We start from the raw sequence: 26,972 nt of genomic DNA, 5'->3' as shown, positions 1-26,972 counted from the left end.
TGAATTCATGTTTCGGTACTACCGGGTGTAACGTTCAATGCCGCCGGGTCTGTTCATTATCAGTTACATAACCACTCATCCCCCGCCCGCATCGAATCTTCCGAGACCAGTCTTATATCGATCTGAAGTGTGGTTTCCCGTGTGCCAATTCATTTCCAGTGCATTTAAGCGATATTGGTAATTCCGGCAATAGTATCGTATATTGACGGAAATTTTCCGGTACTTTCCCTTCAGGAATACCAAGCCGTGCGCACATCCGTGCATTTTTTCCCGGGTAATTATAAGTCTCGGGTTTTCATGAGGCATTTTAAGTTCTCCAAAAATCCTTCTGAACCAGACCGTTATGGTACAGTCTCGCTTTTCCTGACATCGCAGACCCACTGGACCTCCAGCTTTGACAAGTATAACCGCGCCCAGACAAATGCCAGCAGACCCCCGGCAACTTCCCCGGCGACTATCCCCCACCAGACGCCCTGTTCTCCCATGCCCATGGGGATTGCGAACAGGTATGCAAAGACTGCGGCAAACACGAGGCTTCTCATGAACGTCAGGAAAAGGGATGTCGGTCCTTTCCCGACACCCTGGAACAGGGAAGACGACAGGAGACCCAGCGGTACAAAGGGATAAAAAAAGCACATGACCCCGATAAACGCGGCAATTGCCGGATAGAGGTGGGCGCTTTGCTGTGAATAGGAGAAGACAGACGCAATAGGGTAGGCAAATATCCCGGTAAGGATACTGACACTGAGTGCTATGGCAAGTCCAAACATAATCGAGAAGGTATGGACAACCCGGATCTTTTCATAATGCCGGGCACCATATGCCGCACCAACAACCGATACTACGGATGTACCGATAGCAACAATAGGAACAATCCCAAATGACACAACCCTGAAGCCCACGGAAAAGACTGCCACCGCATCCGTGGTGGCCACCATAACGAGTATCAGGTTAAGAATGATATTCAGTGCCGACATCAACAGATACTCAACACTGGCAGGGATTCCCACGGACAGGATATCGGAAACCACGCTCCGGCTCGGAATGAAAACCTGCCGGGAAAAGCACACATAGGTATCCTTTTTGATAAAGAACCAGTAACAGAGGACGATCGTTGCGGCAGCAAGGGAGATGATCGTACCCCATGCAGCTCCTGCAATGCCAAGGCCCAGCCCGTAGATCAGGAGGGGGTCGAGAACAATATTCAACAGGGATGCGGCCACCATGGCGTGCATCGTTCTCCTGGCATCACCTTCTGCCCGGAGAATGCCGTAGGCAATGTTGACAAAGAGAATGAAGAACGAACCTCCGAAAAGAACCTGTCCGTATGCTACAGCAAGGCCTGCGGTCTTCCCGGCGCCGAAAAGAAGGGCGATCTGCTCTGCAAAAATGACAAGCGGCAGGGTAACAATAACTGACAGGATGAGAGCGATGAGGAGTGTATGTACTGCACAGTTATTTGCGCCGTTGCGGTCGTTTGCCCCGATCCTTCGCGCAATGGCCGATGTAGCCCCCGCACCGATACCGGTTCCCAGTCCCATGAGAACCATATACAAAGGGGTCATGAAGCCGACAGCGGCAAGTGCATCGGAACCGAGGCCGACAACCCAGATAGCGTTCACAATATTATAACTGGACATCAGGAGCATCGCGATGATCATCGGTCCTGATAACGAGATAATTGCTTTTTTCGGATCACCGGTCAGGATAGTGACACCCTGAGTATCCCCTGTGGAACAGACTTTTTTTTGATCGAAAAAGGAAAAAATTTTCATTGCTGCGCGTTCCTCACTCGTGCCTGAGCGCATCGATCGGGTTGAGGTTCGCTGCCTGCCAGGCCGGGTAGATTCCGCAGAGGAGGCAGATCACGATCCCGAAGCTGACGCCTTCTCCGACAGAGAGTGCATTGGCCGTCGTGAGCAGGTACTTGGTCGTGCCCAGCATCAGGGCACTGACGGCATACCCGGCAAGGACACTTAAAATGCCGCCGACGATACTGCCGATCACCCCGATGATAGCCGCCTCGTAGATGAACATGCTCATCACTTCCCTCTTCTGGGTACCGATGCTGCGCATGATGCCGATCTCCTTGATCCGCTCGTTCACGGACATCATCATGATGTTGAAGATCGAGACCCCGGCAACAACCATGGAGATCCCGCCAATGGCGGTGACGAATGTCGTGACTGTGCTGAATGTCGAATAGATACTGGAGAGTGTTGCCTTGCTGTCCGTCACGCTGACAACCTTGTTGTCCTTGTGCTTGTTGAGCTGTTTCTCTATGTTTGTCTTGATGGTCGCCGTATCGCCTTCCTTCACTTTCACGACCACTTCATCGTAATCCTTGTTCCGGTCGTAGGCATTTTCAAACCACTCCGGGGTTACGACAAGGGCATTGTCCGTGCTGATATCGAAACTCATTCCCCGTTCCTCGATGATGCCGGTGACGCGGAGCGTCCCCTTGCTGCCATCGGTACCGATCGAGATCCGCGAGCCGACCTTGAGATTGTGGTCCTTGGCAAACGTGGAACCTACAAGACAGCCGGAATTCCCGTTGTTGTAATCGCCGGCCTGGAGTTTCATGATGTTCGGGACATCTTCGGCCGGCAACGCGTAGATGGTAGCGACGATATCGTCACTACCCACGCCGATCTTCATGTGATCGGAGGTCGAATAGACAGGGGTCGCCACGTTCGGTGCGACCACCCGTTTTATCTGCTGGAAGTTCTGGTCGCTGATCTTCAGGCTTGCTGAACTGCTTCCCCCGCCGCCCCCCCCGGCACCCATGCCGCCGCCACCACCGCTGTACGGTGAGACGATCACGCTGTCCCCTACGGACTTCAGGCTCTCCGATACGGTCGCAACCATGCTGTTGCCGAGGATCCCCATCGATGCGATCGCAACAACACCGATCACGATGCCGAGCATCGCAAGGGTTGACCGGAGCATGTGGATCCGGATATTCCGCTTGGCAATCTCCCAGAAAATTGCGCTCATGAGGCAATGCACCCGTCAACTATCCGGATCGTCCGGTTCGTGTAATTCGCAACACCGTGGTCATGCGTGACCACGATGATCGTGGCGCCCTTCCGGTTGAGTTCCGTCATGAGCTCCATGATACTTGCCCCGGTCTTCGAATCGAGATTTCCCGTGGGTTCGTCGCACAGGAGGATATCCGGGTCGTTGATGAGGGCGCGGGCTACGGCGACCCGTTGCTGCTGGCCCCCGGAGAGTTCCATGGGTGTATGTGAATAGAGACGTTCATCGAGCTGGACGGCCCGAAGTACTTCCCGTGCCTTCTCCTCATTCACACCTCCTTTGAGCATCTGGGGAAAACTGACATTCTCCATGATATTCAGGAGCGGGAAGAGGTTGAAGTACTGGAAGATGAAGCCAATCTTGTCCCTGCGAAAGCTGGTCAGTTCCTCATCGGACATATTCCGTATCGCCCTTCCGCTCATCGAAATACTTCCGGAGGTCGGGGTGTCAAGGCATCCCATCAGGGAAAGGAGGGTCGATTTTCCGGATCCCGACGGTCCCATGATCGAGATGAACTCACCCCGTTCAACGGAAAACGAGATGTGATTGAGTGCGGTCACATCACCTGCCTTGAGCGGGTAGATTTTGACCACATCCTCAAACTGGATTACCTGTTTCATCAGAATCGCCTCACAGGTTCTTCTTCCGCCGGTAGTAGAGATACCCGCCACACGCAGCGATGAGGATGACGATGGCTATGATCGGTAGAGCGCTTGGCGAATTCTGTGCTTGTGCAGAGTCTGCAACGGTAAGCGCAACATCCTGTTGCGATGTGATCACGTTCCCATCCGTATCCTTGTAGGACATCTGGAGAGGAACGCTTCCTGCGCCGCTTGCCTTGAATGTCACTTCATAGCTGCCGAAATCATCGGGTTTGAGTGCTCCAATCACATAATTCTTGTATGGATCCTGCGGAACTGCCGGTGACAGTGCGGTGACGGAAACCCCGTTCGCGTTTTCGAGGCCGGCATTGGTGATATCACCGGTAATATCATACACACCATTGTCCAGTTTCACCTTCACATTGCTCATCTGCGGGCTGGCTTTCTTTTTATCGGGTGCAAATGAGACCGGCATGTCCAGGGAAACAGTGTGATGGTTGTCCCCGTTATCGTAATTCACGATTATGTGTACGGGAGATTCCGTGGTGGGGGTGATCGAAACGGTATTGTTGACATCTGCACCGGATGCAAGAGCCCCGATGTAATACTTTGAAGGAGTAGCAGTCACACCATTTCCTGATATCTCAAGGACAACGTTCTTCACGTCATTTTCCCGGGGGTTGGCGATCTGTACCACGATCGAATCTTTCTTGTTCTGGGTGAAGGTATCGGGTTTATTGACAATAGTTACCACAAGGGGCGTATTGTCGATCCGCACCAGGGTTTTGTGGTAGAGGTTCGCATCGTAAAAACTCAGAGAGAACGATGGGTAGTAATCACCTTCGGGTGCATCCGCAAGTATGGAGAAGGTGAATGACCGGGTCTGGAGGGGTCCCAGGGTATTTGAGAAATCGTACGTCCCGCTCAAAAGTCTGAGTTTCTCATCATAGAACGTCCCATGATTCAGCACCACGCTGGTATTCGTGTTACTGTTCGTCACTTCATAGGTGACGGTCCCTTTGTCGCCAGTGAAGAACACCGTGGGATCAAAGGTCACGCTGGATACAAAAACCTTGCCTGTAACGGGAGACATGCTCTGGGTCAGGTCCGCGCTCACCACGCCGATCATGGCACTCACGAGCAAAGCGAGGACTATGCCGGAAAAGAAATGAATCGCGCAGATGGGGGATCCCATTCTTCTTCCTGAAAAATTCTCTCTGCTCTGTACCGCTGAGCCCCGGCCGGCCGGGTACACTGAATTTACTGCTTTTCTGAACATTCGCACTTCCTCAATCGTTGGTAGAATGTAGTAGTATTTTTTTTTACTACTTATATTGTAAAGTTTAACGCACATTCATAAAAAGGTATCCAAAGAAGAAGTAAATTTTTTAACAACTGAACGAGCATGGTTACTTGATGGAGAGCATTTCCCAGCCCCTCATAAAATCGCTCAACGATCTCGGGTTATCCAATTATGAGGCAAGCGTATACGCCGCGCTGGTTCTGTACGACAATGCAGAGGCCAAGGAGCTTGTGGATTTTCTGAAAATATCCAAGCCGAGTGTGTATGAGGCGCTGGATCATCTTTCGGAGATGGGACTTGCAGTAAAAAGAGTTACAAAACCGGCCCGGTACAGCGCAATCTCCCCCGAGATGACCATCGACCTCCTGATGGGCAGGCACCGGAAATCAGCGGATCGGGCACTTCAGGCACTCCGGGTGCTGGAAAAAGAGAAAGTCCGCACCGATAAAGAGGATGCCCTCTGGACCATTTACGGGGATGCCAATATTGAATATAAAATCCGTGAACTCTTCGGCAAGGCAAAACGTGAGATCAACTGCATGATAGGAGTGAGGTACCTTCCCTTTATTGAGAATATCAAAATCAGGACTATCTCATTGCATCTTATAGTAATCTCAGACAATCCTGATCTTGAGAAAAAACTGCGGAAACGGTTTCCGGAAAAAAATGCGGATATCCATGTAATTACCACGGCGCAATTCAGAGTTCCTCCGCCATTTGCCCCGCCGGAATTCGAAGAGTTACACAATCAGATGGACGTGGAAAATATTCTTGAACTTTTTATCGATGATGAGGAGAGTCTCATGGTCCCGCCATTTATCTCCGGTAGTGTTTCGGTTCTCAATACAAGGAATAAAGGGGCTGTACTCCAGATGAAAATGTTCAGCCAGCTCAACTGGAAGCGGTTTACCGAAGGGGAGAAATTACCGTTTCCCCCACATCACGCTCCAAAGATGAAAAAATAACCTGACCCCATTTTTTGGACAAAGATCGCGGAATTGATCTGAGCGATGCAGGAAAACCAAAGACCCAATAATAAGTGAGCAGGCCCCGGTGTTGCGGCCAGGCTATCCCGGGTGGGAGCATATCTCTGCCGGCGCCGGGGCGCGGTGGCTGGGCCGGTGGACGTTGGGGGCACGGCAAGCCGGGGATGAGGCCGACGATGCTCCATGCACATCGCGAGTAGGAACCCACACGGTTTTATATCGGAGAGATCGGACCCCCGCCGGCAGGACCCGTTCACGTCGGAACTACATCCGTCCCTGCTTTCGGCACCTGTAACGTTGCTATATATGACCGCTCCCATTCCCGCCGGAGACCACCCAATTGTTCCGGCCCGGATTCCGCGTTTTTGGGAATTATGACCTCATGAAACAGGGGGCCGGGGGAAAAGAGGTACAACCGGGGCTGCAGCGGACTCCGGTGTGCCAGAATTCCCCGGGGATCTTTGGGAAGTGAACGATTCTGCTCTCCGACGGAGGAAACTCGCTAGGCCCTGAGGTAAGAAGGTCAGGTCCCGGGCATCCACGATGAGGTATGAACCCGGCTCGATCCAAACAACCCGGAGCCCTGTGCGTTGGGCCGGTTAGCGGAAAATTTCCCGCCCGCAAAAAATTTCCGGAAAAAATCTCACGAAAAATTTCTCCGGAAAAAATTTACAAAAAATCCGCAGCAAAAAAAATCAAAAAAATTTTCCGGCCGTACTAAACCGGCGTTCCCGATGATTCAGGATTATCAGGGATTACTTAACCAAAAAATGGTACCGGTGCCGGCAGCAAAAAAGAATTAATGCATGAATACCTGATGATAATTATATGAAAACGATCCATGTTCCCATCATTATCGAAACGGATGAGGACGGGATCTTCATCGTATCCTGCCCGCAGTTTAAAGGTTGCCACACCTTCGGCAAGACCATTGACGAAGCACTTGCACGGATCAAGGAAGCGATCGAGCTCTGCATGGAAGATTCGCAACCGGAATCTCTCAACACCTTCGTCGGATTTCGTGAGGTCGAGATCGTACAGGGTGCGTGATGCTTCCCGTCATGAGCGGGAAGGAACTTGTCGCTTTTCTTGAACATATCGGTTTTTCCACCATCCGTCAGCGTGGTTCCTATGTCCGTATGAAATCGGACGACGGGAGGTATACGACCATCCCCGTCCACGCGGGCGAGGATCTCCCGAAGGGGCTCATAAGAAAAATTATCCGTGACGATCTCGAGATGACACTCAGGAATTCTCTGAAGCGTTCAGAAAATACAAAAATTAATCTGACTGCTACCGTGCCGGCCTGATAGTCCGGGATAAAAAAAAATCAAAAATTTCCAGCCGACTCACCCAAGCGTCTGTCCCGACACAACCGGCTTCCCCTCGCGGTCGATCTCGACCAGCGAGTTCGGCGTCACCAGGAAGAACCGCCACGTCCCGTGCTTTGACCGGAGCCAGAGCTCGGCTGTAATGGCCTTATCCCGGGCAATGATCCGGAGCTGGGCGATCTCTTCCTTGAAATCTTCGGCAAGCTGCTGGATGGTCGCGAGGATCTCCGGCGCGAACATGACCCGGCTGAACGTGACCGGGATCTTCGATATGATCGCGATGTCGAAGATCCGCTCCGGCCCGCTCATCACGAGCTGGACGATGCCACGCGCCTTTGCGATCGGGATCGCTTCTGCCAGCGCCCGGTGTGGGCGGGGGCCGCGGCTCATGGGGGGCGCCTCTCTTGGTTTGTTTGTACTTTCATGATGTGTTACCTCCTTTTTGTTTTTCCGATAGGTTCGTTAGAACCTAGAGGATGAGAAGAACGCGTCAGCGTTCTTCGAACTCGTCAAAGGGCCCCGTGACATCAATTTTATAGATCTGGATACTTAAAGCGCTTTTATTATAGAACGATATTTCCGGAAAACCGAGCGCGGTGCGGGCGATCCGAAAGGATCGGGGCTTGTTGACCGCTTTGTTTGAAGGTACCTGAAAGGTACCTTCGGGGGATTCTCCGCTTTCATTTTCCGGTTCTGTGACCTGCTCCTCGTCATCGGCTTCCCTTCGAAGGTCGGCTGATGCCTCCTTTCTCTTCCTCCAGGTTCGAAGAACTCTGTTCAGGAGAAAATTTCGATCTTCTCCTGCTTCAGGTCTGATGACGCTGAAGCATTCTCTTGTTTCGAGTTTGATGACTCTCAACATTCTAACGAACCTGTCAGATTTGACAAGATGTATGTGACTGCTATAGGAAATGGGCTTGGCTGAATAAATTTTCCGGAGGGAAATCCGGGGATGGAAACCTTGGGTTGGGAGTAAACGGGGCGCGAATTTTCGAGATCGGGTTTTGCAAAAACGGGATGGGACCGGGGTGAACCAGGCCCTTGAAGGCAGCAGGAATATCCGGATATTCCGGTTATGAATCTTCCCGGACCAGCCGGGCTCCAAGTTCGTACGCCTTCTTACAATCCAGCGGGAACTGTTTCTTGTGCCGTTTCATCTTTGCCTCAGGATCAAACCGGGGTGCAACAAACTTCGAATAATCTTCGAACTGCAGTGTGTCGGTGACAAAAAAGGACTCGCACGATCCGAAGATCCGCTCCATTGCCATCTCCGTACCTTTTGCGTACCGGTCAAAACCCATCTCTTTTACCATCTCGGCCGTTGCCCCGGCCGTGTAGATGAAGGCAGTCCGGATCTTTCTCCCGAACAGCGAGGACCGCTCCGCATCGTAGACGGAGTACTGGAACATCAGCCGCTCAAGGAAACAGCGCGTGACACCCGTCGTGATCCCATAGTAGATGGGCGAGCCGATCAGGATTGCGTCGGCTTTCTCAATCTTCTCGAAGATCGGCTTAAGATCGTCCTTCACCGGGCAATGCCCGTAGTTCTTCCCGCCGGCCCGCTTGCAGGCAAAACAACTGATGCAGCCGGTGAAGTCAAGGTCGTATAAGTGGTAGAGTTTTGTCTTTGCCCCTTCCGACTCCGCACCTTCCAGTGCATGCTCAAGGAGTTGTGCGGTGTTCCATTTTTTCCGGGGGCTCCCGTTGAATGCAAGAAGTTTCATAGATGGCTGTTGGGGTTTGCGGGGATAAAAGGGTGAGGATGTGGCAGGAATTTTTTTTTGTGCAGGGAAAGATGCCGTAATTTTTACTCAGAGCCCGACAGGAATATCACACGGGATCGCGATTGATACCCGTATTTTCCGTGGCGCAATAATCTGCTGTGGTTTTGGGAGAGCGATTGCTGCCAGAATGGCAGCAAGAGCTTGAGAAGAATGCCGCAGGTATTCTTTGAGACGGAACGCGAGGGGCGGAGGGGCTACGGGGGGATGCGATGTCGGTATATTCCTATAATTCCACAACTTAGTAAAGGAGGTTGTATATTGGACATCCCACGTATCTTCACCATTACCGAAAGTGCTCACCGCATCCATAACCCGTTCACACCGGAAAATCTCGCCACTCTCGGCGCAGCGCTGCGCCTGGAAACGGGGACTCGTGTGCTCGACCTCGGCAGCGGTTCGGGCGAGATGCTGTGCACCTGGGCACGCGATTACGGGATCACCGGCATCGGCATCGATATGAGCCAGTTGTTCACCGGGCAGGCAAAACTCCGGGCTGAAGAACTCGGAGTCGCCGATCGGGTCGGGTTCATCCACGGCGACGCTGCCGGCTACGTTGCCGGCGAAAAGGTCGGTGTGGCAGCCTGCCTCGGTGCCACGTGGATCGGCGGGGGAGTTGTCGGCACCATCGGGCTTCTGGCGAAGAGTCTCCGCCCCGGAGGAATCATCCTCATCGGCGAGCCCTACTGGCTGCAGGTACCCCCGACGGAAGATGTTGCCCGGGGATGCGGTGCCAATGCAATCTCCGACTTTCTCATGCTTCCGGAACTTCTCGCATCTTTTAGCGACCTCAACTACGACGTTGTGGAAATGGTTCTGGCTGACCAGGAAGGCTGGGACAGGTACGAAGCAGCCAAGTGGCTCACCATGCGCCGGTGGCTCGAGGCGAATCCCGACGACGGCTTCGCGAAAGATGTCAGGGCCAGACTGACGTTGGAACCAAAACGCTACGCCACGTATACGCGCGAATACCTTGGATGGGGTGTGTTCGCGCTGATGGCGCGGTGATGTGAGGCAGCGGGGATATTCGGCGGATTGTCAACGGCCGTGGCGGCTGAGCTGCACCCGGCGGGTCGTCAAATTGTGAGTTCGGGTTTAAATACGGAATACCCATGCAACAACCCGAACCGTTGATGCTGTAGGGGGTACCACCCCCCTGCCTAAAATTTTTGTAGGATCCCCACCCCCCTCCACCTTTTTTCAAAACCGGATGAGACCCCCCGGCATGATGGTGGGGGTGGGGGAAGGTACCCCCCTCCTATGGCATAACCGGGGGGGGCCGATACGATCCGGATTAGGATTCCAGACCACGGGAGATTTTCCGTGGCGCTGTAATCCTCTGCGTTTTTGGGAGGCGGAGCTCAGGGGCGGTGGAGTGGGCGAGCGGGGCGGGATCCATGAATGTGAAGGGGGGTCTGCCGGACACCCCCCCTCCATTATTTTTTAAATTCGATCATACCCCCCCTGGCATGGGGTGGGGGGGTATGGCTGATACCCCTCCCCCCCTTTGGCCGGATCATACCCCCCCTTATCATTTCTGCGTAGCCATCCCGCGAACCCCCTTACGCCGGCAGCCGCGGGAAATGCCCATGAAATCCGGTGTGCAATGTTGCGTACTTCCCAAAATTGAGGTGGGGGGTATCCGGCATACCCCCCCTCCCCCTTGTCTCCGGAATCGATCAGACCCCCCCACCCGCTTTGTGTTTGGCTGAGGGGGACCCCCCCCCTCCATCACGGGGTCGGGCTGCATAGCTCAGACGGGCGGAGGGGGTGAATGGGGTGTTGTAGCTGAGAGGTGGGGGGGTATGCGGGAGACCCCCCCTGGCATGATGAGGGAGTGGGGGCCGGTAAAAAATTGGGAGGGGTGCTGCAGTCCCTGTGAAAGTGTTCCTATGGTGGAGCAATTACCGGAAAAATCTTATGTTTGTCCTGTTTGGATTAATCGAAGATTGTTATTGCATCCAGGACACCTGAATTCATACTCAAAAGGAACATGAACATGGTAAACTCTTTTACAGTAGATACATTGTGTGCTTATTCCCATAGGTCGAAGATTTTGTTTTGTCCCCATAATTAATCCAAAAAAACCGCCAAGAGCTGCTCCAGCAACCGCTGCATCTTCCCGCTGACGTGGGGATGCTAACATTGTTCCGCCAATCGCACCAAGAAATCCAAATGCCGCTGCACTTGAAAGCATTTGAGAATCATCGTACGATTCAATAATTGCACGTAAATATGCAAGCGACTGTTTAATATCCACATCAATCGGAACAAAATGAGTGAATCCCGGTATTACAACATTAATCTTACCAAAATCCGATGTTGGTTCAAAAACCCAAATTTCTTTTCCGAGAGACGCCGCTAACCCAGATTCCCATACAATCCAATCTCGGGTGTGAGAAATATCATTCACATTTTTACTTAATAAAATAAACACTGCCGTTGCATTTTTTATTTGGTTTCGGATATCCTCGGGATTTACAATTTTCCCATCCATCATTTTTTCAAATTCCATGAAAACGGCTCGAACGGGAGTAGAGCCAAACGCCATCGAGAATAGGGAAATAATTTCTTTATCTTTTTGGCTATGGGAAACGAAAATATGGGACATTGATATAATATATTCTTTTATTATCAATTAATTTTTCGAAAATTTCTCAACAACCTCTATTGATCCACAAAAAGAATGTTTGGAAATTTAGAAATTATTTTCATATGATTAATCATTATCTGAATTATGCCGCAGCAGAAGTGGACTGAGTATGCTTTTGAAAGAATGGAAGAAAATGAAAATTTTTTAAAATCAAATCTTGAAAATGATGAAGTTATTGAATTAATAAATGATGCAATAGACATTATTTCACAAAAATCTGAAAATAAAAATTTGTGGACCAAATCATCAAAATATTTCTTCTCACATCCGATTCTATTACCTTCTTCATATGCTATTAATACTCATCGGCTAACTGGGAATCTTCCAGCTTGCTTCCGAGAACTACGATTTTTATTTGAATCATTAGCATTTTGTCATTATGCCGAAAAAGAATTTCCAAATGAAGATTTTTTTATCGAACAGATGAAAAATTATAAAATTTTTTTAAAAAAACAGAAACCCAGAAAGACAATTTCTCAATTGTTAGTTGATTTGGGAAAAGATACCGGAACAGAATCCGAATTAAATCGAGTATATGAGCGATTATCCAATGAATGGGTACATACGCTAGGGTTTGCCGAAAAAGTCGTAGCTCTTACTTCTGATAATTTTCAATTACCCTCATGGGCATGGATTTTGCCAATAAGTCTTGATGAAAAAGATTTACCGGTAATAATTGAATTAAATGATTATATCGCAATTTTTAGGAAACTTTTACGAAAAACTAGCTACATAGACGAGAAAGCATTTTAAAAAACTTTTTAGATGGAAGGATTTGTTTTTTCTCAGGGAACTCTATAGCTGGTCAATTAACGGAAAAATCTCAAAACCGACAATCTATCCAATGAGGCCCCATTGAGGCGGCCGAGTGACACCTGAAGGGGGTGGGAGGAAATCGCTACAGGCGCCGGGGCTGTAGCCGGGCCGGTGTGGGGTGGGCCTCCTCGAATTGTATGTTCAAGGGTTACGAGTACTGGAATCATCGCCCCTACCCACCTTCCCCTGCCAGTTGACCTGATGGCGTCGCCCGGGATTGTGGAGAGGGGTCTCGCTCCATTCAGATTTGATTTTCCGATCGGATTTGGAATAAAGATGGGGGTAAACCTTGAAATTTTTAAGAAAATTCGTTTCGCTCGGTTATATTTGGTCAATTGGTTCGTATTTTTTTAAATATAACTCACCAGCGATAGTGGTTATTATGATTATGATCATTTCTGTAAAAATAAAGAAGATAATGGAAGGAAGATCCATTTTTGGACGAAATGTTTCGATTAGCACCATAATGTTATAGTTGGGGATAGAAAAAACAGAGTAAATTATACTAAAATATAGTAAAACCAGAGTTCCAACAATAAAAGAGAAATAAAATGAGCATATCTGATCTTTAAAAAAACGAATTTTTTTGATAGTTAATAGATCCGGGGTTAGCGATTTCGAATAAACATCATAACTTAAAAATGATAGAAGTCCGGGTAATTTCGGAGAATCTGTTATCCAATTGCGTGTTGGATTCGCTAAAATTCTCAAAGTCAGAAGTAATGTTGGAATTGATAGAAGGATTGGAATGAAAACAGGGTCGATTGGATTGTGTAATGTGGAGATACTCGCAATACTTTGATTTATACAACATGAAGGGTTGGTAGCTGACTGAAAGGAATTGTAAATGTACTCCAAGACTAGACACAGAGTGAAAATGATTAAAATATTGGCGCCGAAAACCTTCCAAATTTTTTTGGAGAAACGTTCCCCCGATGCGCATAATGGATAGGAATCAGGTTTGTTTTTTGATATTTTATGATAGATACCGAGATTAAAAACGCTATCATAAATTTGTGGCACCCATATTAGAGCAACTAAAAGAGGGGCAATTGTAATAATCAATACAAGATCTATCCATACCAACGCGAGGATTCCAAACACTTTAAGAATCGGTAAAAATGGGAGAAACATTGGCGAAATTTGGGATATTAATAGTAGAGATATGAAAAAAAACGGGAAGTTTAATGGCACTAAGAAAAAGATCGCCATTAAGGAAAAATCCATAAATCCCATTTGCTCAAAACCTATTTAGAAATTCTGTTCTAAAATAAAAGATAATTAGATACAATTTGAAATTAATTCAAAAGGTTGCCAATTATTCTCTTAATGCCTAGTTAGAAATGTAACTGCAAAAAAGGGGGCTGATTTGAGAGAAGGGGCTTTAAGAATCAGGATTTCACAACGGAGGATTAGGATGGGGTGGACGATTTTCTCCGGGTCGGAGGGATAATTGCACCGATTCCAGTCAAAGGTTTCGCCATTCATACTCAGAATCCAATGGTTCTGACAGGTCTTCGGAAAGTGACGTATTTATCTTCGGATTGGGCACTTTCTCATCTTCTTAAAAGTTGACAGAAATCTCGGTAATCAATCTTTTAGATAATATTAGAGATCAAATGGGTCAACTTTTTCCGCCCGTTCAGCATCGTGTTCATATGACTTAGCAAGTTTTTTCAGGGCTTCTGCTAACCTGAAAAACCCCCGAGACTCAGCTTGTTCAGCATCCTGTCTATACTTATCTTCGAGTTTTTTTTCTTCTTTACCTTCAGAGTAAGTGAAAACACCTCGTGAATTGAGGAGCGCAACCCTAAATCCTTCTCGAATATTTTCAGTATCTTTTTCGTTTAGAATCTTTGCGGCAGAACGATGGATGAATAAACCATCGGGATCTTTCGGTGTATAAATAAGAACTTGTCCGAAGTGAATCATCGCAATTTCAAGATGACCTGATTTCATACATTCTTTTTTAACGGCATTATACCATTTCTTTAAACCATCTCCGTCAAAACTTCCATCAGATTTTGTTCCTGGCGGGATTTTCCATCCATCCGACAAGCGATAAGCATTCAACGCAATAATTTTCTCTTTTTCTGTTAATTCAACAGGTTTATCTTTATCTTTCTTGGATCGGAAAGCGGTGCGAATAACTTCACAGAAGAATTTTGGGTCATTTGCAAGTTTGGATTCGAGAGATTTGGCAGAAACACGACTTCCGGGATGATCTATGAGCGGCAGATATGCCCATTCAACTGAAAAAAGATCTTCTGGATTTGTTCCGGAATCATCTTGAAGCGCTTTAATAAGTTCTGATATTTCATATTCATCAATTTGACTAAGAGCTTTTATTGAATTTATCGACGCCAATAGAGTTTTAGTGGTTAATTCCGGATTCAAAATTTTTGTTTGGTTCCATTTAAAAAAAAGGAGTGAAATCGCAACATTGGATCTATCATATTTCACAAGGCGCTCTACAACAAATTTCAAATTATTTTCATCTAATTTGATAAACGACGCATTCACAGAGGCCCAGTATGTTTTTTCATTCTCACCTAACAACTGAGAAACACGGCTCCAGGTTTCAGAGGAACTGGGTAAATAGCTTAAAAATAATCCTATCTGGGTCGGAGACCACAACGACATTTCAAAATTGTCAACCCATCCCCATTTCAAAGAATAAAATCGGGCTCTTACATATCCTTCTGCGAATCGAGCGTGTGGTGTTCCAATAGGTTCTAGTAAAGATGGAAGTATTTTTTCGTCGGCATGTTCAGATATGAGGGAACCTAGTGAAACGCCCACACTCAACGCGTCATTTACCTCATCGGCAAATTTGATTACTGTATCAACTCCCCCAAATTGAATAATGTCCTCAATTGCTTTTCGATGGAGATATTCCATTTTTTGCTGTAGTTCTTCAAAAGATAATTTATCATCGAATAGTTCAAAGGCTGTTCTCGCATTGAAAAGTGGTTGATGATAGAAATACGGAGATAATGGGGAAATTTTGTCTCCAACCGATGCAATTTTATCTACGATCTCGGGTTTCATGGCCCATTCGGTATCTGCATATTTTCTATGTTTAGAAACGACATGAGTTAGTTTATCCCAAAGAGGAAGTTTGGCAGCATCGGGTAATGATAAAATTTTCTTAGAGCTTAGATATTTTAACAAATCATTAAACGATTTAAGAGGTAATTTTTCGATATGATCAATCAGGATTTCCACTTTTTTAGGATCCTGTTTTGCGAGCTTCGTTGCCAATTCCGAATAATAACGAATTTGCTCCCAATATTCTTTTTTGGTTATTCTTTTTTCACAGCCCTCGTTCAAAAATTTGCGCCATTCAGGTTTTCGTGAACCTGATGTTGTCTGGTGAGATTGTGGCAATAGGGAAATTATAATTTCCCATGCGATTTGGGGTTGTTCTTGTATTAACGTTTTAATGGCAATTTTTCTTTTTACCATCGGCGCACATGTCTGGGGAAGCCATGGTAGAAATATTGCAGTCAAAGAATTGCGTGGTCGATTTCCCCATCTCCCTCCAGGATCCTTGACGGCAAGTTCACCTAATGTAATAACAGACCGAACTAAATATTCTGGATCCCATGCCAGCGTTTCAAGAGCCCAAAGGAGTCCGGCCATGTATGTTCTACCAAAAATTTCCGAACTTTCGTAAGCAAACATCGATTCAAATGGGCAAGGATTACATTCCATCGCTTTGTCGACAGCATCAAGAAATTCTTGTGGAGAGGATTCCGCTAATAATGGCAATAGATCATTAAGTGTTGCCCATCGAATCCAATCGGTTTCTGATAAGATCTTTCTTGCCGTAATTGTTGCCGTTGTCTCACTTTTTCCAATCGAGCATGAGCTAAAAGATGCAGGATAACTTCCAATAATTGCCAAACCTTCTGCAAGACCTTTTCGTAAAAATGTGGAATAAGTAAGTACTTTTCCTTCAATTCCTGCGATGATCTGTTCATTAGGTGGTAAATCGATTTTTCGATCATTTTCTCCGAGAACCGTTATTGCTACTTCCGAAAAACGATCCAGATATTCATCAAATATGCTCGGGCCAAACTTATCCAATAATTGAAGGCGGTTATCAATGTACCATTTACCATTTTTCAATCGGTATGGTGATTCTGGTTGGGATGCGGCTTCTCGTATTATTTTTATCCAATCGCGATATGGCGAACCTGCAATCAACGAGATGGCTTCCCGATCTTTTTCAGATGAATCGTCCCATGAACCAATCAATAATGCAATAGCTAAATCCGAGGCATCCTTCCTTGATGCCACATTTATGATAATTTTCGGAGGAGGTGTTGGAATGAATTTCTTGGGAATTGTCTTTGATACTTTTTCCTTGAATTCGTCGCGGATGTCGTGCGGAAATGTCTCTTTGGTAATTATCCCAGCATTCTGGTTAATATATTTGACCTCATCCATGACTTGATACCAAATCTTTTGAAAATTTTCAGGTGAATATTGACCAATCAGGGTATGTAAAAGAGAAAGGGTGACTCCGGTCTTAATATCCAAATCATATCCTAGCAGATAGAAATGTTTTAAAAAACACCACAATTGATCATCGGAAATCATTCCTTTATTTGATTTTTCCAGTTGTGTTCTGAAGGCTTCAAGTTTTGATCTTTTAAGTTTACTACTGAAATTTGCCATTTCGACTTTATTGATAAAATCGCTTGAATTCTCTGAATATCGGGCTTCCTCTAACAGCCAACGCACATTTTCAATATCAGCTGCACTTAATGGACCGGTAATAAGGGCTATAACGTCGGAATTGGAATTAAAAATTTTTGGGTTGTTAAAATCGTTCCATGCGGCATCTATTACTTCAGAAAAAATTGGATTATTCTTGGTAATCTGGATTGTATGTTTAATTTGACCCAATATTTTAGTTTCAGATCCTTTTGAATCATTTACAAAAATAATTAGATCGTCTGTATCATACCCAAGATACTTACCTTGAAGTTTGATTTTTTTAATCGGATGTAACGGAAGGCATGGTGCATATCCACCGGTTAATAATAGCACTGCAAAGGCGGATTGGACATGATTTTCAAAATAAACTCCACTACCGCTAACTGATAAGGGATTACTCAACTTTTTCGTCGATCCTTCCATTAGACAATCCTGTAATGTTCTCTCTAACAAATGAAGCGATTAACCTTTCGAATATTGTATAGGGTTAATCATTGTCAGGGTTAGCCATCTTCAAGATATTCAAAAAAACTTTGGCAACCGTGTTTCGACTGAGGAATTCTCGGTAATCTCTGATAACGAACAAAACTTCCTTCCTCCTACACTCCCGCCATTTCGAAGAACCCTGCGGGTTCTTCTCCTCCTCCTGGCTTAATAGCCAGTCGGACCGTGCTACACTGTAGCACACACAGTTAAATACAAGCACTCCAATACAAATAGAGCATGCAGGACGAGTGCCACCGCATTCATGAGGGTCTTTTCGCCCGTGAATGTCTTTATCTCCGTTAGAACACCCGCCCGCTGCATCGTAAAAACCGTTTCTGAACTATTGCTTGACGCCGGTACGTCCGCGTATCGCGTCTTTGGCTATTTTGGCTTTTATTTCTGGTATTGAGTAAGCCCTCTGGTTTGCGCTCAAAACTTGTGTGAATGCAGGGGGAGGTTGTTGTTGTTATGAGAGGAAAGGAAATCCGTCTGGAAAGGATCATGAACCGCAATACGAAGAAGACCGTCATCGTACCGATGGACCACGGGGTCTCGAACGGGCCGATCCCGGGCCTCATCGACCTCGGGCAGGCCGTGAACCTGGTGGCGGAAGGCGGGGCGAACGCGGTGATCGGCCACGTGGGACTCGCGCTCCACGGCCATCGCCAGGGCGGCCGGGACGTGGGGCTGATCCTGCACCTGTCCGCGAGCACGATGCTCGCGCCGGACCCGAACGAGAAGGTGCTTGTCAACACGGTGCAGAACACCCTGAAGATGGGCGCCGATGCGGTCTCGATGCATGTCAACATCGGGGCAGAGTCCGAGGCGAAGATGCTCCAGGACCTCGGTGCGGTCGCGGTCGAGTGCATGGAATGGGGCATGCCGCTCCTCGCGATGATGTACCCGCGGGGCAAGAACATCAAGACCGCAAACGACCTCGAGCAGGTGAAGCTGGCGGCCCGTGTCGCTGCGGAGCTCGGCGCCGACATTGTGAAAACCGTATACACCGGTGACCCGGAGAGTTTCCGCGAAGTGACGCGGGGATGCCCGGTACCGGTCGTGGTGGCCGGAGGTTCAAAGACCGATGACCGCACAACATTGGAATTAATCGAGGGTGCGATGGCGGGCGGGGCGGCCGGGATCTCGATCGGGAGGAACGCCTTCCAGCACCGGACCCCGGACAAGTTCGTGCGGGCAGCGGCCTGTATCGTGCACAAGAACAAGAGCGTTGAAGAAGCGCTGGAAATTCTGAAGGTGTAAAAAATGATTGGAAAGGAGATCAGGATTGAGAGGATCATCAACCGGAACACGAACCGGGCGGTCATCGTACCGATGGACCACGGGTTCTCGATGGGACAGATTGACGGACTGCTGGATATGACAAAGGTCATCTCAGACGTGAGCGACGGGGGTGCGAACGCGATCGTGCTCCACAAGGGGCTCGTCAAGCGCGGGCACCGGAAGCACGGCCGCGACATCGGCCTGTTCATCCACCTCTCGGGGAGCACGTCCCTCAACCCGGACCCGAACGACAAGGTGCAGGTCTGCACCGTGGAGGAAGCGATCGCACTCGGCGCCGACGCGGTCTCGATCCATATCAACCTCGGCTCGCCCAACGAATCGAAGATGCTCGAGATCGGTGCAAATGTTGCACGGGACTGCACCCGCTGGGGGATGCCGCTCCTCACCATGATCTACCCGAGAGGCAAGGGGATCGACTCCTTCTCGCCCCAGTCGGTCGGGCATGCAGTCCGGGTAGCGGAAGAGCTGGGTGCGGACATGATCAAGACCAACTACCCCGGTGACCCGGAAGCCTTCCGGAAGATCGTGAAGGCCTGCTCCGTGCCGGTATTCATTGCCGGCGGCGAAAAGACCGGCGACCTCGAATCCCTCAAGATCATCCGGGACGCGGTCTCCGTCGGCGGGGCAGGGGTCTGCGTGGGGAGGAACGCCTTCCAGCGCGAGGACACCAGGGGATTTGTCAGGGCGCTCTGCCAGGTGGTCCATGACAATATCGACCCGGAGAAGGCACTGGGGAAGAAGAGATGAAGCAGTTCTGGGTTGACCTCAGGCCCTGGAACAAGGAGGTCGCCACCACCGCGATCGAGAGCGGGGCGGATGCACTCGTCGTTGACCGGGCGGAGGATGTCCGCAGGCTCGGGAGGATCACGACCATCGCGCCGGACGGGGACATCAGGCCGGGCACTGACATCGCTGAATGCACGATCACGGACAAGGAGAGCGAGAATGCCGCGGCACAGGCAGGAAAGAACAAGCCGGTCATCGTCACCACGAGCGACTGGACGGTGATCCCGCTCGAGAACCTCGTCGCCCAGTCGGACCACATCGTCGCCCGGGTAAAAGACAAAAAAGAGGCGGAACTTGCCCTGCACGTGCTGGAGAAAGGGGTGTATGGCATCCTGCTGAAGACCAGCGATCCGGCCGTTGTCAGGTCGGTGGGGGCGCTCCTGAAGGCATCCACCGGCACGGTTGCGCTCGTGCCCTTCACGGTGACGAAGATCCACCCGGTGGGAATGGGCGACCGGGTCTGCGTGGACACCTGCTCGATCCTGTCGGACGGGGAAGGCATGCTGATGGGGAACACCTCGTCGGCGATGCTGCTCGTCCATGCCGAGACGCTCGAGAACCCCTACGTGGCCCCCCGCCCCTTCCGGGTGAATGCCGGGGCGGTCCATGCCTATATCCTCATGCCGGACGGGAAGACGGCGTACCTCTCCGACCTGATTATCGGAGGCCAGGTGCTGGTCTCCGATGCAAAAGGGACGGCGCATTCCGCGGTCATCGGCCGCACCAAGATCGAACGGCGCCCCCTGCTGCTCGTTGAGGCAGCCGCCGGCCCGGCTAGGGTGAGCCTGATCCTCCAGAACGCCGAGACGATCCGGCTGGTCGGGGAGGACGGCAACGCGATCTCGGTGGTCCAGCTGAAGGTCGGCGACACGATACTCGGCAGCATACTCGAAGGCGGCAGGCATTTTGGGATGGCGGTCAAAGAGACCATCCGCGAGAAGTGATCATGAAGGCAGGTATTATCGGCGGCACCGGGAAGATGGGACAACTCTTCGTCCCGGTCTTCGAACAGGCGGGGTACGAAGTACTGGTGAGCGGCAGGAGAACAATCCTGACAAATGCGGATCTGGCACGGCAGTGCGAGCTCATCATCGTCTCGGTCCCCATCCGCGATACCGTGCGGGTGATCGAGGAGATCGTCCCGCTCCTTGCACGGAACCAGCTCCTCTGCGACTTCACATCGCTCAAGGTTAAACCTGTTGAGGCGATGCTGAAATCGAAGGCAAACGTGGTCGGGCTCCACCCGATGTTCGGGCCCACGGTCAGTTCGTTAAAGAGCCAGACTATCATCGTCTGCCCTTTACGGGTGGAGGAACACCTGCTTCACCGGCTCGTTGCAGTCTTCCGGGCAGAGGGTGCACGGTGCACCCTCACGACGCCGGAGGAGCACGACAGGATGATGGCCGTCGTGCAGGGCCTCACGCACTATGTCACACTCTGCATGGCCGAGAGCATCCGCCGGCTGGGCATGAACATCGACGCAACGCGGGAGTTCACGAGCCCCGTGTACCAGATCGAGCTCTCCCTTGTCGGCCGGCTCCTCTCGCAGGACCCGGACCTCTATGCCGACATCCTCCAGCAGAACCCCTATATACCGGAGGTGCTCGAAGCCTGCCGGTCATCGGCAGGAGACCTTGCAGCGATCATCGGCTCGCACGACCCCGAACTGTTCCGTGCATTTTTCACACGGAACAACCGTGACTTCGGCCCCTTCTGCGACGAGGGACAGAAGATGACCGATGCCCTGATCGAGTGCATGGTGAATAAATGAAGATCATCACGCTCGGGCCCGAAGGGACCTTTTCCCACGAACTTGCCCTGAAGATGGCGGGGAAGGCTGAAAATATCGTCCTCCTCCCCACCATCCACAGCATCATGTCTGCCGTGGCACGCGGCGAAGGCGACGGGATCGTACCGATGGAGAACTCTGAGGCCGGCGGGGTCGGCGAGACCCTCGACGGGCTCTCGAAGTTCCCCCTCTTCATCACGGCCGAGATGTACCTCCCAATCCGCCACAACCTTGCATCCCTGGTCACGCTGAAGGAGATGCGCGTCATTTACGCACACCCCCAGACTGACGAGCAGTGCAGTGACATGATCGAGAAGTGGGGCCTGCCGGTCATCCACACGAGCAGCAATGCATCGAGCGCCCGCGAGGCCAGGAAGACACCCAATGCCGGCGCGATCCTCTCGGAAACAGCAGCAGCGCTCTACCATATGCCGATCATCGTGAAGAACACGGAGAACAGCGAGTGGAACACCACGCGTTTTGTCCGGATTGCCGCAACACCGTCCCGGCACAAACGGCCGGAGAAATGCAGCATCCTCATCGACCCGGATGAGGACCGGTCCGGGCTGCTCCACGACCTGCTCGGGGCGTTTGCCAGCCGCGGTATCAACTTATCAAGGATCGAGTCGAGGCCGTCGAAGCGGGGGATCGGGAACTACGTCTTCTTCCTGGATTTCTCGTGGTCTCTTAAGACTGCCGGGGCGCTGGCAGAACTGAAGAAGATCACCACGGTCAAGGAACTCGGCTGTTACCGGAAGATCGGGGTCCCGCCATGAACGTGGCAATCCGGCGGACGGGAAGCGTTGACCTGAAGGCAACGGCACCACCATCGAAGAGTTACACGCACCGGGCACTGATCGCCGGGGCGCTGGCTGCAGGAGAGACAATCATCAACAACCCGCTGGATGCTGATGACACGCGGTTGACGGTTGGCGCACTCCGGGCGCTTCGGGTAAAAGTGAACGAGCGTCCCGGGCAGATTATCGTAAGCGGCTGCAACGGGGATATCCCGAATGCCCGGACAACAACGCTCGATCTCGATAACTCCGGTACATCCTTACGCCTGCTGGCGTCCCTCGCGCTCCTCTGCCGGCACCCGGTGGTTGTCACCGGCAGCACACGGATGCAGGAACGCCCGATCGGGCCGCTTGCAAAAGCACTCGCTGCCCTTGGCGGCACGGTCGATTACCTGGACGTGGCCGGTTTCCCGCCCCTCCGGGTCAGCGGCCGGCTTGTCGGGGGCAGTGTCCTGATTGACGGATCGATAAGCAGCCAGTTCATCTCATCGATCCTGATCGCAGCACCTTATGCCCGGGGTGAAGTGGAGGTGATCATCCCGGCTCCCCCGGCTTCAGCATCGTATCTCGACATTACGGTTGATGTGATGCAGGCATTCGGCGCCCGCGTGCAGAGGAACGGGTATGAACGTTTCCGTGTCAGCACCACGGAGCGCTACACGGGCCGGGAGTATCAGGTCGAAGGCGATTATTCGTCCGCGTCCTACTTCTTTGCCATTGCCGCGATCTGTGGCGGCAGGGTAACGGTTGACAACCTGGTACCCGACAGCGTACAGGGCGACCGGAGGTTCCTTGACGCGCTCGGGGCAATGGGATGTAAGGTGACGTTTTCAGGCACCTCGGCAACTGTCGAGCGTACCGGGGATCTTCATGGCATCAGCTTCGACATGTCGGCATCCCCCGACACCGTCCAGACCCTCTGCATGGTCGCTGCGATCTGCACCTCTCCTACCACCATCACCGGTATCAGTCATTTAAAGTTCAAGGAGAGCGACCGTATCAATGGGACAGCAGAGCGCCTCAGGGCACTGGGCGGTGACGTGACCGTTGGCGACGACCGGATCACGATCCGTCCCGTCCCGCTGCATGGCGGGACCATCGACCCGGCCAACGACCACCGCACCGCGATGAGTTTTGCCGTGCTGGGCCTGGGGATCGGGGGAATAACGATAACGGATGCAGAGTGCGTGAACAAATCGTTCCCGGGGTTCTGGGACCGTCTTGGAAACCTCATACCATGAAGAGAATCATACTGACCGGCTACCGCGGGACCGGGAAGACCGAGATCGGGAAGCAGCTTGCGCAGATGAACGGGGTACCGTTCCTCGACACGGATACGCTGATCGAACAGAGGACCGGGCGTTCAATTCCCGATATCTTCCATGAAGACGGGGAGGAGCGGTTCCGGAACATTGAGCGGGACGTGATCGCCTCCCTCCCGCCAGCCGATATCGTCATCGGGACTGGCGGGGGTGCTGTGGTAGACCCGGCAAACATGGAACACCTCCGGAAAGACAGCAGCCTCGTCCTCCTCATTGCCGATATCGATACCATCGAACAGAGAATAGTACGTTCGCCCCGCCCGCCCCTGACGGACCTGCCGCTCCGGGAGGAGATCGCGGAGATGATGGACCGGCGGAGGCAGCATTACTACGCCTCGTCCGATCTCTGCATCGATACGAGTGAGACGACCCCTGCGGCAGCAGCGGAGAAGATTGCCGGCCTGCTGAAGACCGGCGTCCCCACCGCAGCAGCACGGGCGGAGGGGCTTGCTTTCTTCCGGGGAGGGAGGATCCCGGCACCTTCATTGCAGCGGCTTGAACAGATCCTGGCAGACCCGCCGGCAGACCCGCAGATGAGGATACTCGGTGTCGCGGGATATCCCTGCGCCCACAGCCGGGGCCCGCACCTCTTCAATGCGCTGTTTGACGAGTTCCATCTCAACAATTTCTACACGTTCTTCGAGGACCCGGATATCGGCAGGATCATGAGCATCGCGCGATCGCTCAACGTCAAGGGACTCTCGGTTACCATCCCGTTCAAGCAGGACGTGATGGAACTGCTCGACGAAGTGGACGAGCACGCGGCACAGCAGATCGGCGCCGTGAACACGGTGGTCTTCTCCTGCGGGTCTGCCATCGGGTACAACACGGACTGGCTGGGAGTCAGGAAGCCCCTCGTCTCCCTGAAAGGCGTAAAGGCGGTGCTGCTCGGGGCCGGCGGGGTTGCGTCTGCTGCTGCCTACGCACTCGTTGACCTCGACATGGACGTGACGATCCTGAACCGGACCCCGGAGCATGCGAAGCTGCTCGCGCAGCGGGCCGGCTGCCGGTGGGCAGCATGGGATACCTTCGACAGTATCCGGCCGGATCTCGTCGTGAACGCGACGCCGCTCGGCATGGAGCCGGATGAGAGGAGCCCGCTTGCGGAGGAGCAGCTGTATCCCGATCTCACCGTATTTGACCTGGTGTATACCCCGCCGGTCACGCCGCTGATCGAGCGGGCGCAGGCAAAAGGGTGCAAAACCATCACCGGCACCGGGATGTTTGTCGAGCAGGCACGAGAACAGTTTTACCTCTGGTTCGGGATCGATTTGCCCCCGGAGACCCTCAGGAAGTATATTCCATGAACACGTTTGGCACGAATTTCCGTATCACAACATTTGGCGAGAGCCACGGTGCCGCGGTCGGCGTAGTAGTCGACGGCTGCCCACCCGGCATGGCACTGGACGAAAACGACATCCAGCCGCTCCTCGACCGCCGCCGTCCGGGCACGTCCTCTCTGGTCTCGCCCCGGCAGGAGCGCGATCGTATCGGGATCCTCTCGGGCGTCTTTGAAGGGAAGACCACCGGCACGCCCATCGCGATGATGGTGAAGAACGAGGGGGCGCATCCGCATGATTACGAAGAACTCCGGACGCTCTTCCGCCCGGGCCATGCAGATTTCACGTACCAGCAGAAGTATGGCATCCGGGACTACCGGGGCGGGGGCCGGAGTTCCGGGCGCGAGACCATCGGGCGCGTGGCAGCCGGTGCGATTGCCATGAAGTACCTCGCAACAAAAGGGATCGCGGTCTCCGGAAGGATCGTATCAGTCCATGGCAGGACCGGGGCCGGCGAGATCGAGGCCGAGATCCTCGCGGCAAAGAATGCCGGCGATTCCGTTGGCGGCACTGCCGAGATCGTTGCGACCGGCTGCCCGGCAGGACTTGGCGATCCGGTCTTTGGCAAGCTGGATGCAGCAATCGCCGGCGCGATGATGGGCATCGGTGCGGTGAAAGGTGTCGAGATCGGCGACGGGTTCGCCGTTGCCGGCAGGTTCGGGAGCGAGAACAACGATCCCATCTCAAAGGACGGGTTTTTAAGTAACCATGCGGGTGGCATCCTCGGGGGCATCTCCTCCGGGCAGGACATTATCGTCTGCATCGCGGTGAAACCGACGTCTTCCATCGCAAAGCCCCAGCGGACCGTTGACATCCACGGCAATGATGCAGAGATCACGGTCAAGGGCCGGCACGATCCCTGCATCGTCCCTAGGATTATCCCGGTGGCTGAAGCGATGCTGGCGCTGGTGCTGATCGATGCAGTGCTGGAGCAGGCAAAGTACCGTTCAAAAGGTGAATGAGCCACTCCACGATCATTTTTTTACCCATCCAGCCGAAGGCCAGAGGGTAAATTATCCTATAGAACCTGCTCCTCAACGATGCCGGGGAAAAGAGAGAAGAGGAGGGATTTTTGTTATATACGGGCAGCAAATACCTGCTCGTCCATCACCTTGTAGCTGGTACCGGCAGACATCACGTATACCACGCACCGGTCGCCCTCACGGGTTCCCTGTGCAATAATCTCGTCGCCCGGTACGGGCCTCTTCTTCCCGTCATCCATCACAAATTCCTGGTAGGTCCCGTCAGCGGCATACAGGTGCATCAGGATCTTCTGGGTAAACATATCCCCCGGACCGCCCTGGTAGAGTAATGATATTTTGGATGTCGGGCGGTCTTTTGTGAGCAACAGGTTCACCTGTTGTGCGGAGGGCATGAGCTGGACAGGCCCGGTATCCGGATTAACTGCCGCGGTAGTCACGGACACTGTCGGGGCGGTTGTGGGAGAGGGCGTGATCATTGTCGTCGATACCGGAGTTGTTGCGGCGGGTGTCGTGTTGTCTGAAGAGCAGCCTGAAACGAGCATAAAGAGTATGACCACGAGTGCAGGGATCACAAGGATGGAAGACTTCATGCCGGAAGACTTGCAGTGTTTTCCTATTTGTGGTTTGTGTCGAATCCCGAAGGGATGAGACACGAGAAGAACACGCACTGTTCTTCGAATGTCGCCATCCGTCATCCTCTCATCGCCACATTTCGAAAATATCTGGCGATATTTTCTCTTCTTCCTTCGTCAGATTCCGAAAATATCTGGCGATATTTTCTCTTCTTCCTTCGTCAGATTCCGAAAATATCTGGCGATATTTTCTCTTCTTCCTTCGTCAGATTCCGAAAATATCTGGCGATATTTTCTCTTCTTCCTTCGTCAGATTCCGAAAATATCTGGCGATATTTTCTCTTCTTCCTTCGTCA

The 26,972-nt window shown here is 51.5% G+C and carries 23 protein-coding genes; 13 read left to right on the top strand and 10 right to left on the bottom strand.

Annotated elements, in window-relative coordinates:
* Positions 1–341: 341 nt before the first annotated feature.
* From ABSG49_RS08950 to ABSG49_RS08935, 4 genes are read right to left on the bottom strand one after another with little or no spacing between them, the layout of a single operon-like run.
* The gene (locus tag ABSG49_RS08950; RefSeq protein WP_424025784.1) at positions 342–1,775 is read right to left on the bottom strand and encodes an MATE family efflux transporter; all 1,434 of its coding nucleotides are present in this window, start codon (positions 1,773–1,775) and stop codon (positions 342–344) included.
* A 13-nt stretch (positions 1,776–1,788) separates the two neighbouring features.
* The gene (locus ABSG49_RS08945; protein WP_424025783.1) at positions 1,789–2,997 is read right to left on the bottom strand and encodes an ABC transporter permease; all 1,209 of its coding nucleotides are present in this window, start codon (positions 2,995–2,997) and stop codon (positions 1,789–1,791) included.
* Positions 2,994–3,659 (bottom strand): ABC transporter ATP-binding protein, encoded by a 666-nt coding sequence (locus ABSG49_RS08940; RefSeq protein WP_424025782.1) that lies wholly within the window; start codon positions 3,657–3,659, stop codon positions 2,994–2,996. The genes ABSG49_RS08945 and ABSG49_RS08940 overlap by 4 nt, the downstream gene beginning before the upstream one ends.
* Before the next feature lie 10 nt (positions 3,660–3,669).
* Entirely contained in the window at positions 3,670–4,836 is a 1,167-nt protein-coding gene (locus ABSG49_RS08935) for a COG1361 S-layer family protein (RefSeq protein WP_424025781.1), read from the bottom strand.
* 221 nt (positions 4,837–5,057) lie between these two features.
* Here ABSG49_RS08935 and ABSG49_RS08930 point away from each other — a divergent pair, with 221 nt between their 5' ends.
* From ABSG49_RS08930 to ABSG49_RS08920, 3 genes are all read left to right on the top strand, one after another.
* Positions 5,058–5,909: a TrmB family transcriptional regulator gene (locus ABSG49_RS08930; protein WP_424025780.1), complete on the top strand. Its 852-nt coding sequence runs from the start codon at positions 5,058–5,060 to the stop codon at positions 5,907–5,909.
* Positions 5,910–6,758: 849 nt separating this feature from the next.
* Entirely contained in the window at positions 6,759–6,980 is a 222-nt protein-coding gene (locus tag ABSG49_RS08925; RefSeq protein WP_424025779.1) for a type II toxin-antitoxin system HicB family antitoxin, read from the top strand.
* Positions 6,980–7,240, top strand: a complete 261-nt coding sequence (locus ABSG49_RS08920; RefSeq protein ID WP_424025908.1) for a type II toxin-antitoxin system HicA family toxin — start codon at positions 6,980–6,982, stop codon at positions 7,238–7,240. The genes ABSG49_RS08925 and ABSG49_RS08920 overlap by 1 nt, the downstream gene beginning before the upstream one ends.
* Before the next feature lie 39 nt (positions 7,241–7,279).
* Here the strand turns inward: ABSG49_RS08920 and ABSG49_RS08915 are convergent, their stop codons facing one another.
* The 3 genes from ABSG49_RS08915 to ABSG49_RS08905 form a co-directional block, all read right to left on the bottom strand.
* Positions 7,280–7,651 (bottom strand): hypothetical protein, encoded by a 372-nt coding sequence (locus ABSG49_RS08915; RefSeq protein ID WP_424025778.1) that lies wholly within the window; start codon positions 7,649–7,651, stop codon positions 7,280–7,282.
* A 100-nt stretch (positions 7,652–7,751) separates the two neighbouring features.
* Entirely contained in the window at positions 7,752–8,123 is a 372-nt protein-coding gene (locus ABSG49_RS08910) for a hypothetical protein (protein WP_424025777.1), read from the bottom strand.
* A 211-nt stretch (positions 8,124–8,334) separates the two neighbouring features.
* Positions 8,335–8,985: a flavodoxin family protein gene (locus ABSG49_RS08905; RefSeq protein ID WP_424025776.1), complete on the bottom strand. Its 651-nt coding sequence runs from the start codon at positions 8,983–8,985 to the stop codon at positions 8,335–8,337.
* Between the two features lie 210 nt (positions 8,986–9,195).
* Between ABSG49_RS08905 and ABSG49_RS08900 the strand changes: the two genes are divergently transcribed.
* Positions 9,196–10,050 (top strand): SAM-dependent methyltransferase, encoded by an 855-nt coding sequence (locus ABSG49_RS08900; protein WP_424025775.1) that lies wholly within the window; start codon positions 9,196–9,198, stop codon positions 10,048–10,050.
* Between the two features lie 910 nt (positions 10,051–10,960).
* On the opposite strand, the gene ABSG49_RS08895 is transcribed toward ABSG49_RS08900, so the two are convergent.
* The gene (locus ABSG49_RS08895) at positions 10,961–11,653 is read right to left on the bottom strand and encodes a toll/interleukin-1 receptor domain-containing protein (protein ID WP_424025774.1); all 693 of its coding nucleotides are present in this window, start codon (positions 11,651–11,653) and stop codon (positions 10,961–10,963) included.
* A 126-nt stretch (positions 11,654–11,779) separates the two neighbouring features.
* Between ABSG49_RS08895 and ABSG49_RS08890 the strand changes: the two genes are divergently transcribed.
* Positions 11,780–12,448: a hypothetical protein gene (locus ABSG49_RS08890; RefSeq protein ID WP_424025773.1), complete on the top strand. Its 669-nt coding sequence runs from the start codon at positions 11,780–11,782 to the stop codon at positions 12,446–12,448.
* 1,671 nt (positions 12,449–14,119) lie between these two features.
* Here the strand turns inward: ABSG49_RS08890 and ABSG49_RS08885 are convergent.
* Positions 14,120–17,662, bottom strand: coding sequence for a hypothetical protein (locus tag ABSG49_RS08885; protein WP_424025772.1), 3,543 nt, complete (start codon positions 17,660–17,662; stop codon positions 14,120–14,122).
* 531 nt (positions 17,663–18,193) lie between these two features.
* Between ABSG49_RS08885 and ABSG49_RS08880 the strand changes: the two genes are divergently transcribed.
* From ABSG49_RS08880 to aroC, 8 genes are read left to right on the top strand one after another with little or no spacing between them, the layout of a single operon-like run.
* Positions 18,194–18,985 (top strand): 2-amino-3,7-dideoxy-D-threo-hept-6-ulosonate synthase, encoded by a 792-nt coding sequence (locus ABSG49_RS08880; protein ID WP_424025771.1) that lies wholly within the window; start codon positions 18,194–18,196, stop codon positions 18,983–18,985.
* 3 nt (positions 18,986–18,988) lie between these two features.
* Positions 18,989–19,774 carry a 2-amino-3,7-dideoxy-D-threo-hept-6-ulosonate synthase gene (locus tag ABSG49_RS08875; RefSeq protein ID WP_424025770.1) on the top strand — a complete coding sequence of 262 codons (786 nt, stop codon included), beginning with the start codon at positions 18,989–18,991 and terminating at the stop codon, positions 19,772–19,774.
* Positions 19,771–20,757, top strand: a complete 987-nt coding sequence (locus tag ABSG49_RS08870) for a 3-dehydroquinate synthase II (RefSeq protein ID WP_424025769.1) — start codon at positions 19,771–19,773, stop codon at positions 20,755–20,757. The genes ABSG49_RS08875 and ABSG49_RS08870 overlap by 4 nt, the downstream gene beginning before the upstream one ends.
* 2 nt (positions 20,758–20,759) lie before the next feature.
* Entirely contained in the window at positions 20,760–21,584 is an 825-nt protein-coding gene (locus ABSG49_RS08865) for a prephenate dehydrogenase/arogenate dehydrogenase family protein (protein WP_424025768.1), read from the top strand.
* Positions 21,581–22,378, top strand: a complete 798-nt coding sequence (locus tag ABSG49_RS08860; RefSeq protein WP_424025767.1) for a prephenate dehydratase — start codon at positions 21,581–21,583, stop codon at positions 22,376–22,378. The genes ABSG49_RS08865 and ABSG49_RS08860 overlap by 4 nt, the downstream gene beginning before the upstream one ends.
* The gene (gene aroA, locus ABSG49_RS08855; RefSeq protein ID WP_424025766.1) at positions 22,375–23,640 is read left to right on the top strand and encodes a 3-phosphoshikimate 1-carboxyvinyltransferase; all 1,266 of its coding nucleotides are present in this window, start codon (positions 22,375–22,377) and stop codon (positions 23,638–23,640) included. Before ABSG49_RS08860 ends, aroA begins: the two co-directional genes overlap by 4 nt.
* Entirely contained in the window at positions 23,637–25,028 is a 1,392-nt protein-coding gene (aroE, locus tag ABSG49_RS08850) for a shikimate dehydrogenase (RefSeq protein ID WP_424025765.1), read from the top strand. Before aroA ends, aroE begins: the two co-directional genes overlap by 4 nt.
* Positions 25,025–26,023: a chorismate synthase gene (gene aroC / locus ABSG49_RS08845; RefSeq protein WP_424025764.1), complete on the top strand. Its 999-nt coding sequence runs from the start codon at positions 25,025–25,027 to the stop codon at positions 26,021–26,023. Before aroE ends, aroC begins: the two co-directional genes overlap by 4 nt.
* Positions 26,024–26,136: 113 nt before the next feature.
* Here the strand turns inward: aroC and ABSG49_RS08840 are convergent, their stop codons facing one another.
* Entirely contained in the window at positions 26,137–26,634 is a 498-nt protein-coding gene (locus tag ABSG49_RS08840) for a hypothetical protein (protein ID WP_424025763.1), read from the bottom strand.
* Positions 26,635–26,972: the final 338 nt, after the last annotated feature.

It is taken from the genome of Methanoregula sp., assembly GCF_049510175.1.
Taxonomy (GTDB): Archaea; Halobacteriota; Methanomicrobia; order Methanomicrobiales; family Methanospirillaceae; genus Methanoregula.
This window is presented reverse-complemented; position numbering and strand designations above follow the sequence as displayed.

Bases quoted from the DNA above. Each gene is read 5' to 3' on its own strand.
- ABSG49_RS08870 (WP_424025769.1), top strand. From the start codon at position 19,771: ATGAAGCAGTTCTGGGTTGACCTCAGGCCCTGGAACAAGGAGGTCGCC.
- ABSG49_RS08895 (WP_424025774.1), bottom strand. From the start codon at position 11,653: ATGTCCCATATTTTCGTTTCCCATAGCCAAAAAGATAAAGAAATTATT.
- ABSG49_RS08840 (WP_424025763.1), bottom strand. From the start codon at position 26,634: ATGAAGTCTTCCATCCTTGTGATCCCTGCACTCGTGGTCATACTCTTT.
- ABSG49_RS08935 (WP_424025781.1), bottom strand. From the start codon at position 4,836: ATGGGATCCCCCATCTGCGCGATTCATTTCTTTTCCGGCATAGTCCTC.
- ABSG49_RS08865 (WP_424025768.1), top strand. From the start codon at position 20,760: ATGAAGGCAGGTATTATCGGCGGCACCGGGAAGATGGGACAACTCTTC.
- ABSG49_RS08900 (WP_424025775.1), top strand. From the start codon at position 9,196: ATGCCGCAGGTATTCTTTGAGACGGAACGCGAGGGGCGGAGGGGCTAC.
- ABSG49_RS08910 (WP_424025777.1), bottom strand. From the start codon at position 8,123: ATGTTGAGAGTCATCAAACTCGAAACAAGAGAATGCTTCAGCGTCATC.
- ABSG49_RS08950 (WP_424025784.1), bottom strand. From the start codon at position 1,775: ATGAAAATTTTTTCCTTTTTCGATCAAAAAAAAGTCTGTTCCACAGGG.
- aroA (WP_424025766.1), top strand. From the start codon at position 22,375: ATGAACGTGGCAATCCGGCGGACGGGAAGCGTTGACCTGAAGGCAACG.
- ABSG49_RS08890 (WP_424025773.1), top strand. From the start codon at position 11,780: ATGCCGCAGCAGAAGTGGACTGAGTATGCTTTTGAAAGAATGGAAGAA.
- ABSG49_RS08920 (WP_424025908.1), top strand. From the start codon at position 6,980: ATGCTTCCCGTCATGAGCGGGAAGGAACTTGTCGCTTTTCTTGAACAT.
- ABSG49_RS08915 (WP_424025778.1), bottom strand. From the start codon at position 7,651: ATGAGCCGCGGCCCCCGCCCACACCGGGCGCTGGCAGAAGCGATCCCG.
- ABSG49_RS08860 (WP_424025767.1), top strand. From the start codon at position 21,581: ATGAAGATCATCACGCTCGGGCCCGAAGGGACCTTTTCCCACGAACTT.
- ABSG49_RS08875 (WP_424025770.1), top strand. From the start codon at position 18,989: ATGATTGGAAAGGAGATCAGGATTGAGAGGATCATCAACCGGAACACG.
- ABSG49_RS08930 (WP_424025780.1), top strand. From the start codon at position 5,058: ATGGAGAGCATTTCCCAGCCCCTCATAAAATCGCTCAACGATCTCGGG.
- ABSG49_RS08880 (WP_424025771.1), top strand. From the start codon at position 18,194: ATGAGAGGAAAGGAAATCCGTCTGGAAAGGATCATGAACCGCAATACG.
- aroE (WP_424025765.1), top strand. From the start codon at position 23,637: ATGAAGAGAATCATACTGACCGGCTACCGCGGGACCGGGAAGACCGAG.
- aroC (WP_424025764.1), top strand. From the start codon at position 25,025: ATGAACACGTTTGGCACGAATTTCCGTATCACAACATTTGGCGAGAGC.
- ABSG49_RS08940 (WP_424025782.1), bottom strand. From the start codon at position 3,659: ATGAAACAGGTAATCCAGTTTGAGGATGTGGTCAAAATCTACCCGCTC.
- ABSG49_RS08945 (WP_424025783.1), bottom strand. From the start codon at position 2,997: ATGAGCGCAATTTTCTGGGAGATTGCCAAGCGGAATATCCGGATCCAC.
- ABSG49_RS08885 (WP_424025772.1), bottom strand. From the start codon at position 17,662: ATGGAAGGATCGACGAAAAAGTTGAGTAATCCCTTATCAGTTAGCGGT.
- ABSG49_RS08905 (WP_424025776.1), bottom strand. From the start codon at position 8,985: ATGAAACTTCTTGCATTCAACGGGAGCCCCCGGAAAAAATGGAACACC.
- ABSG49_RS08925 (WP_424025779.1), top strand. From the start codon at position 6,759: ATGAAAACGATCCATGTTCCCATCATTATCGAAACGGATGAGGACGGG.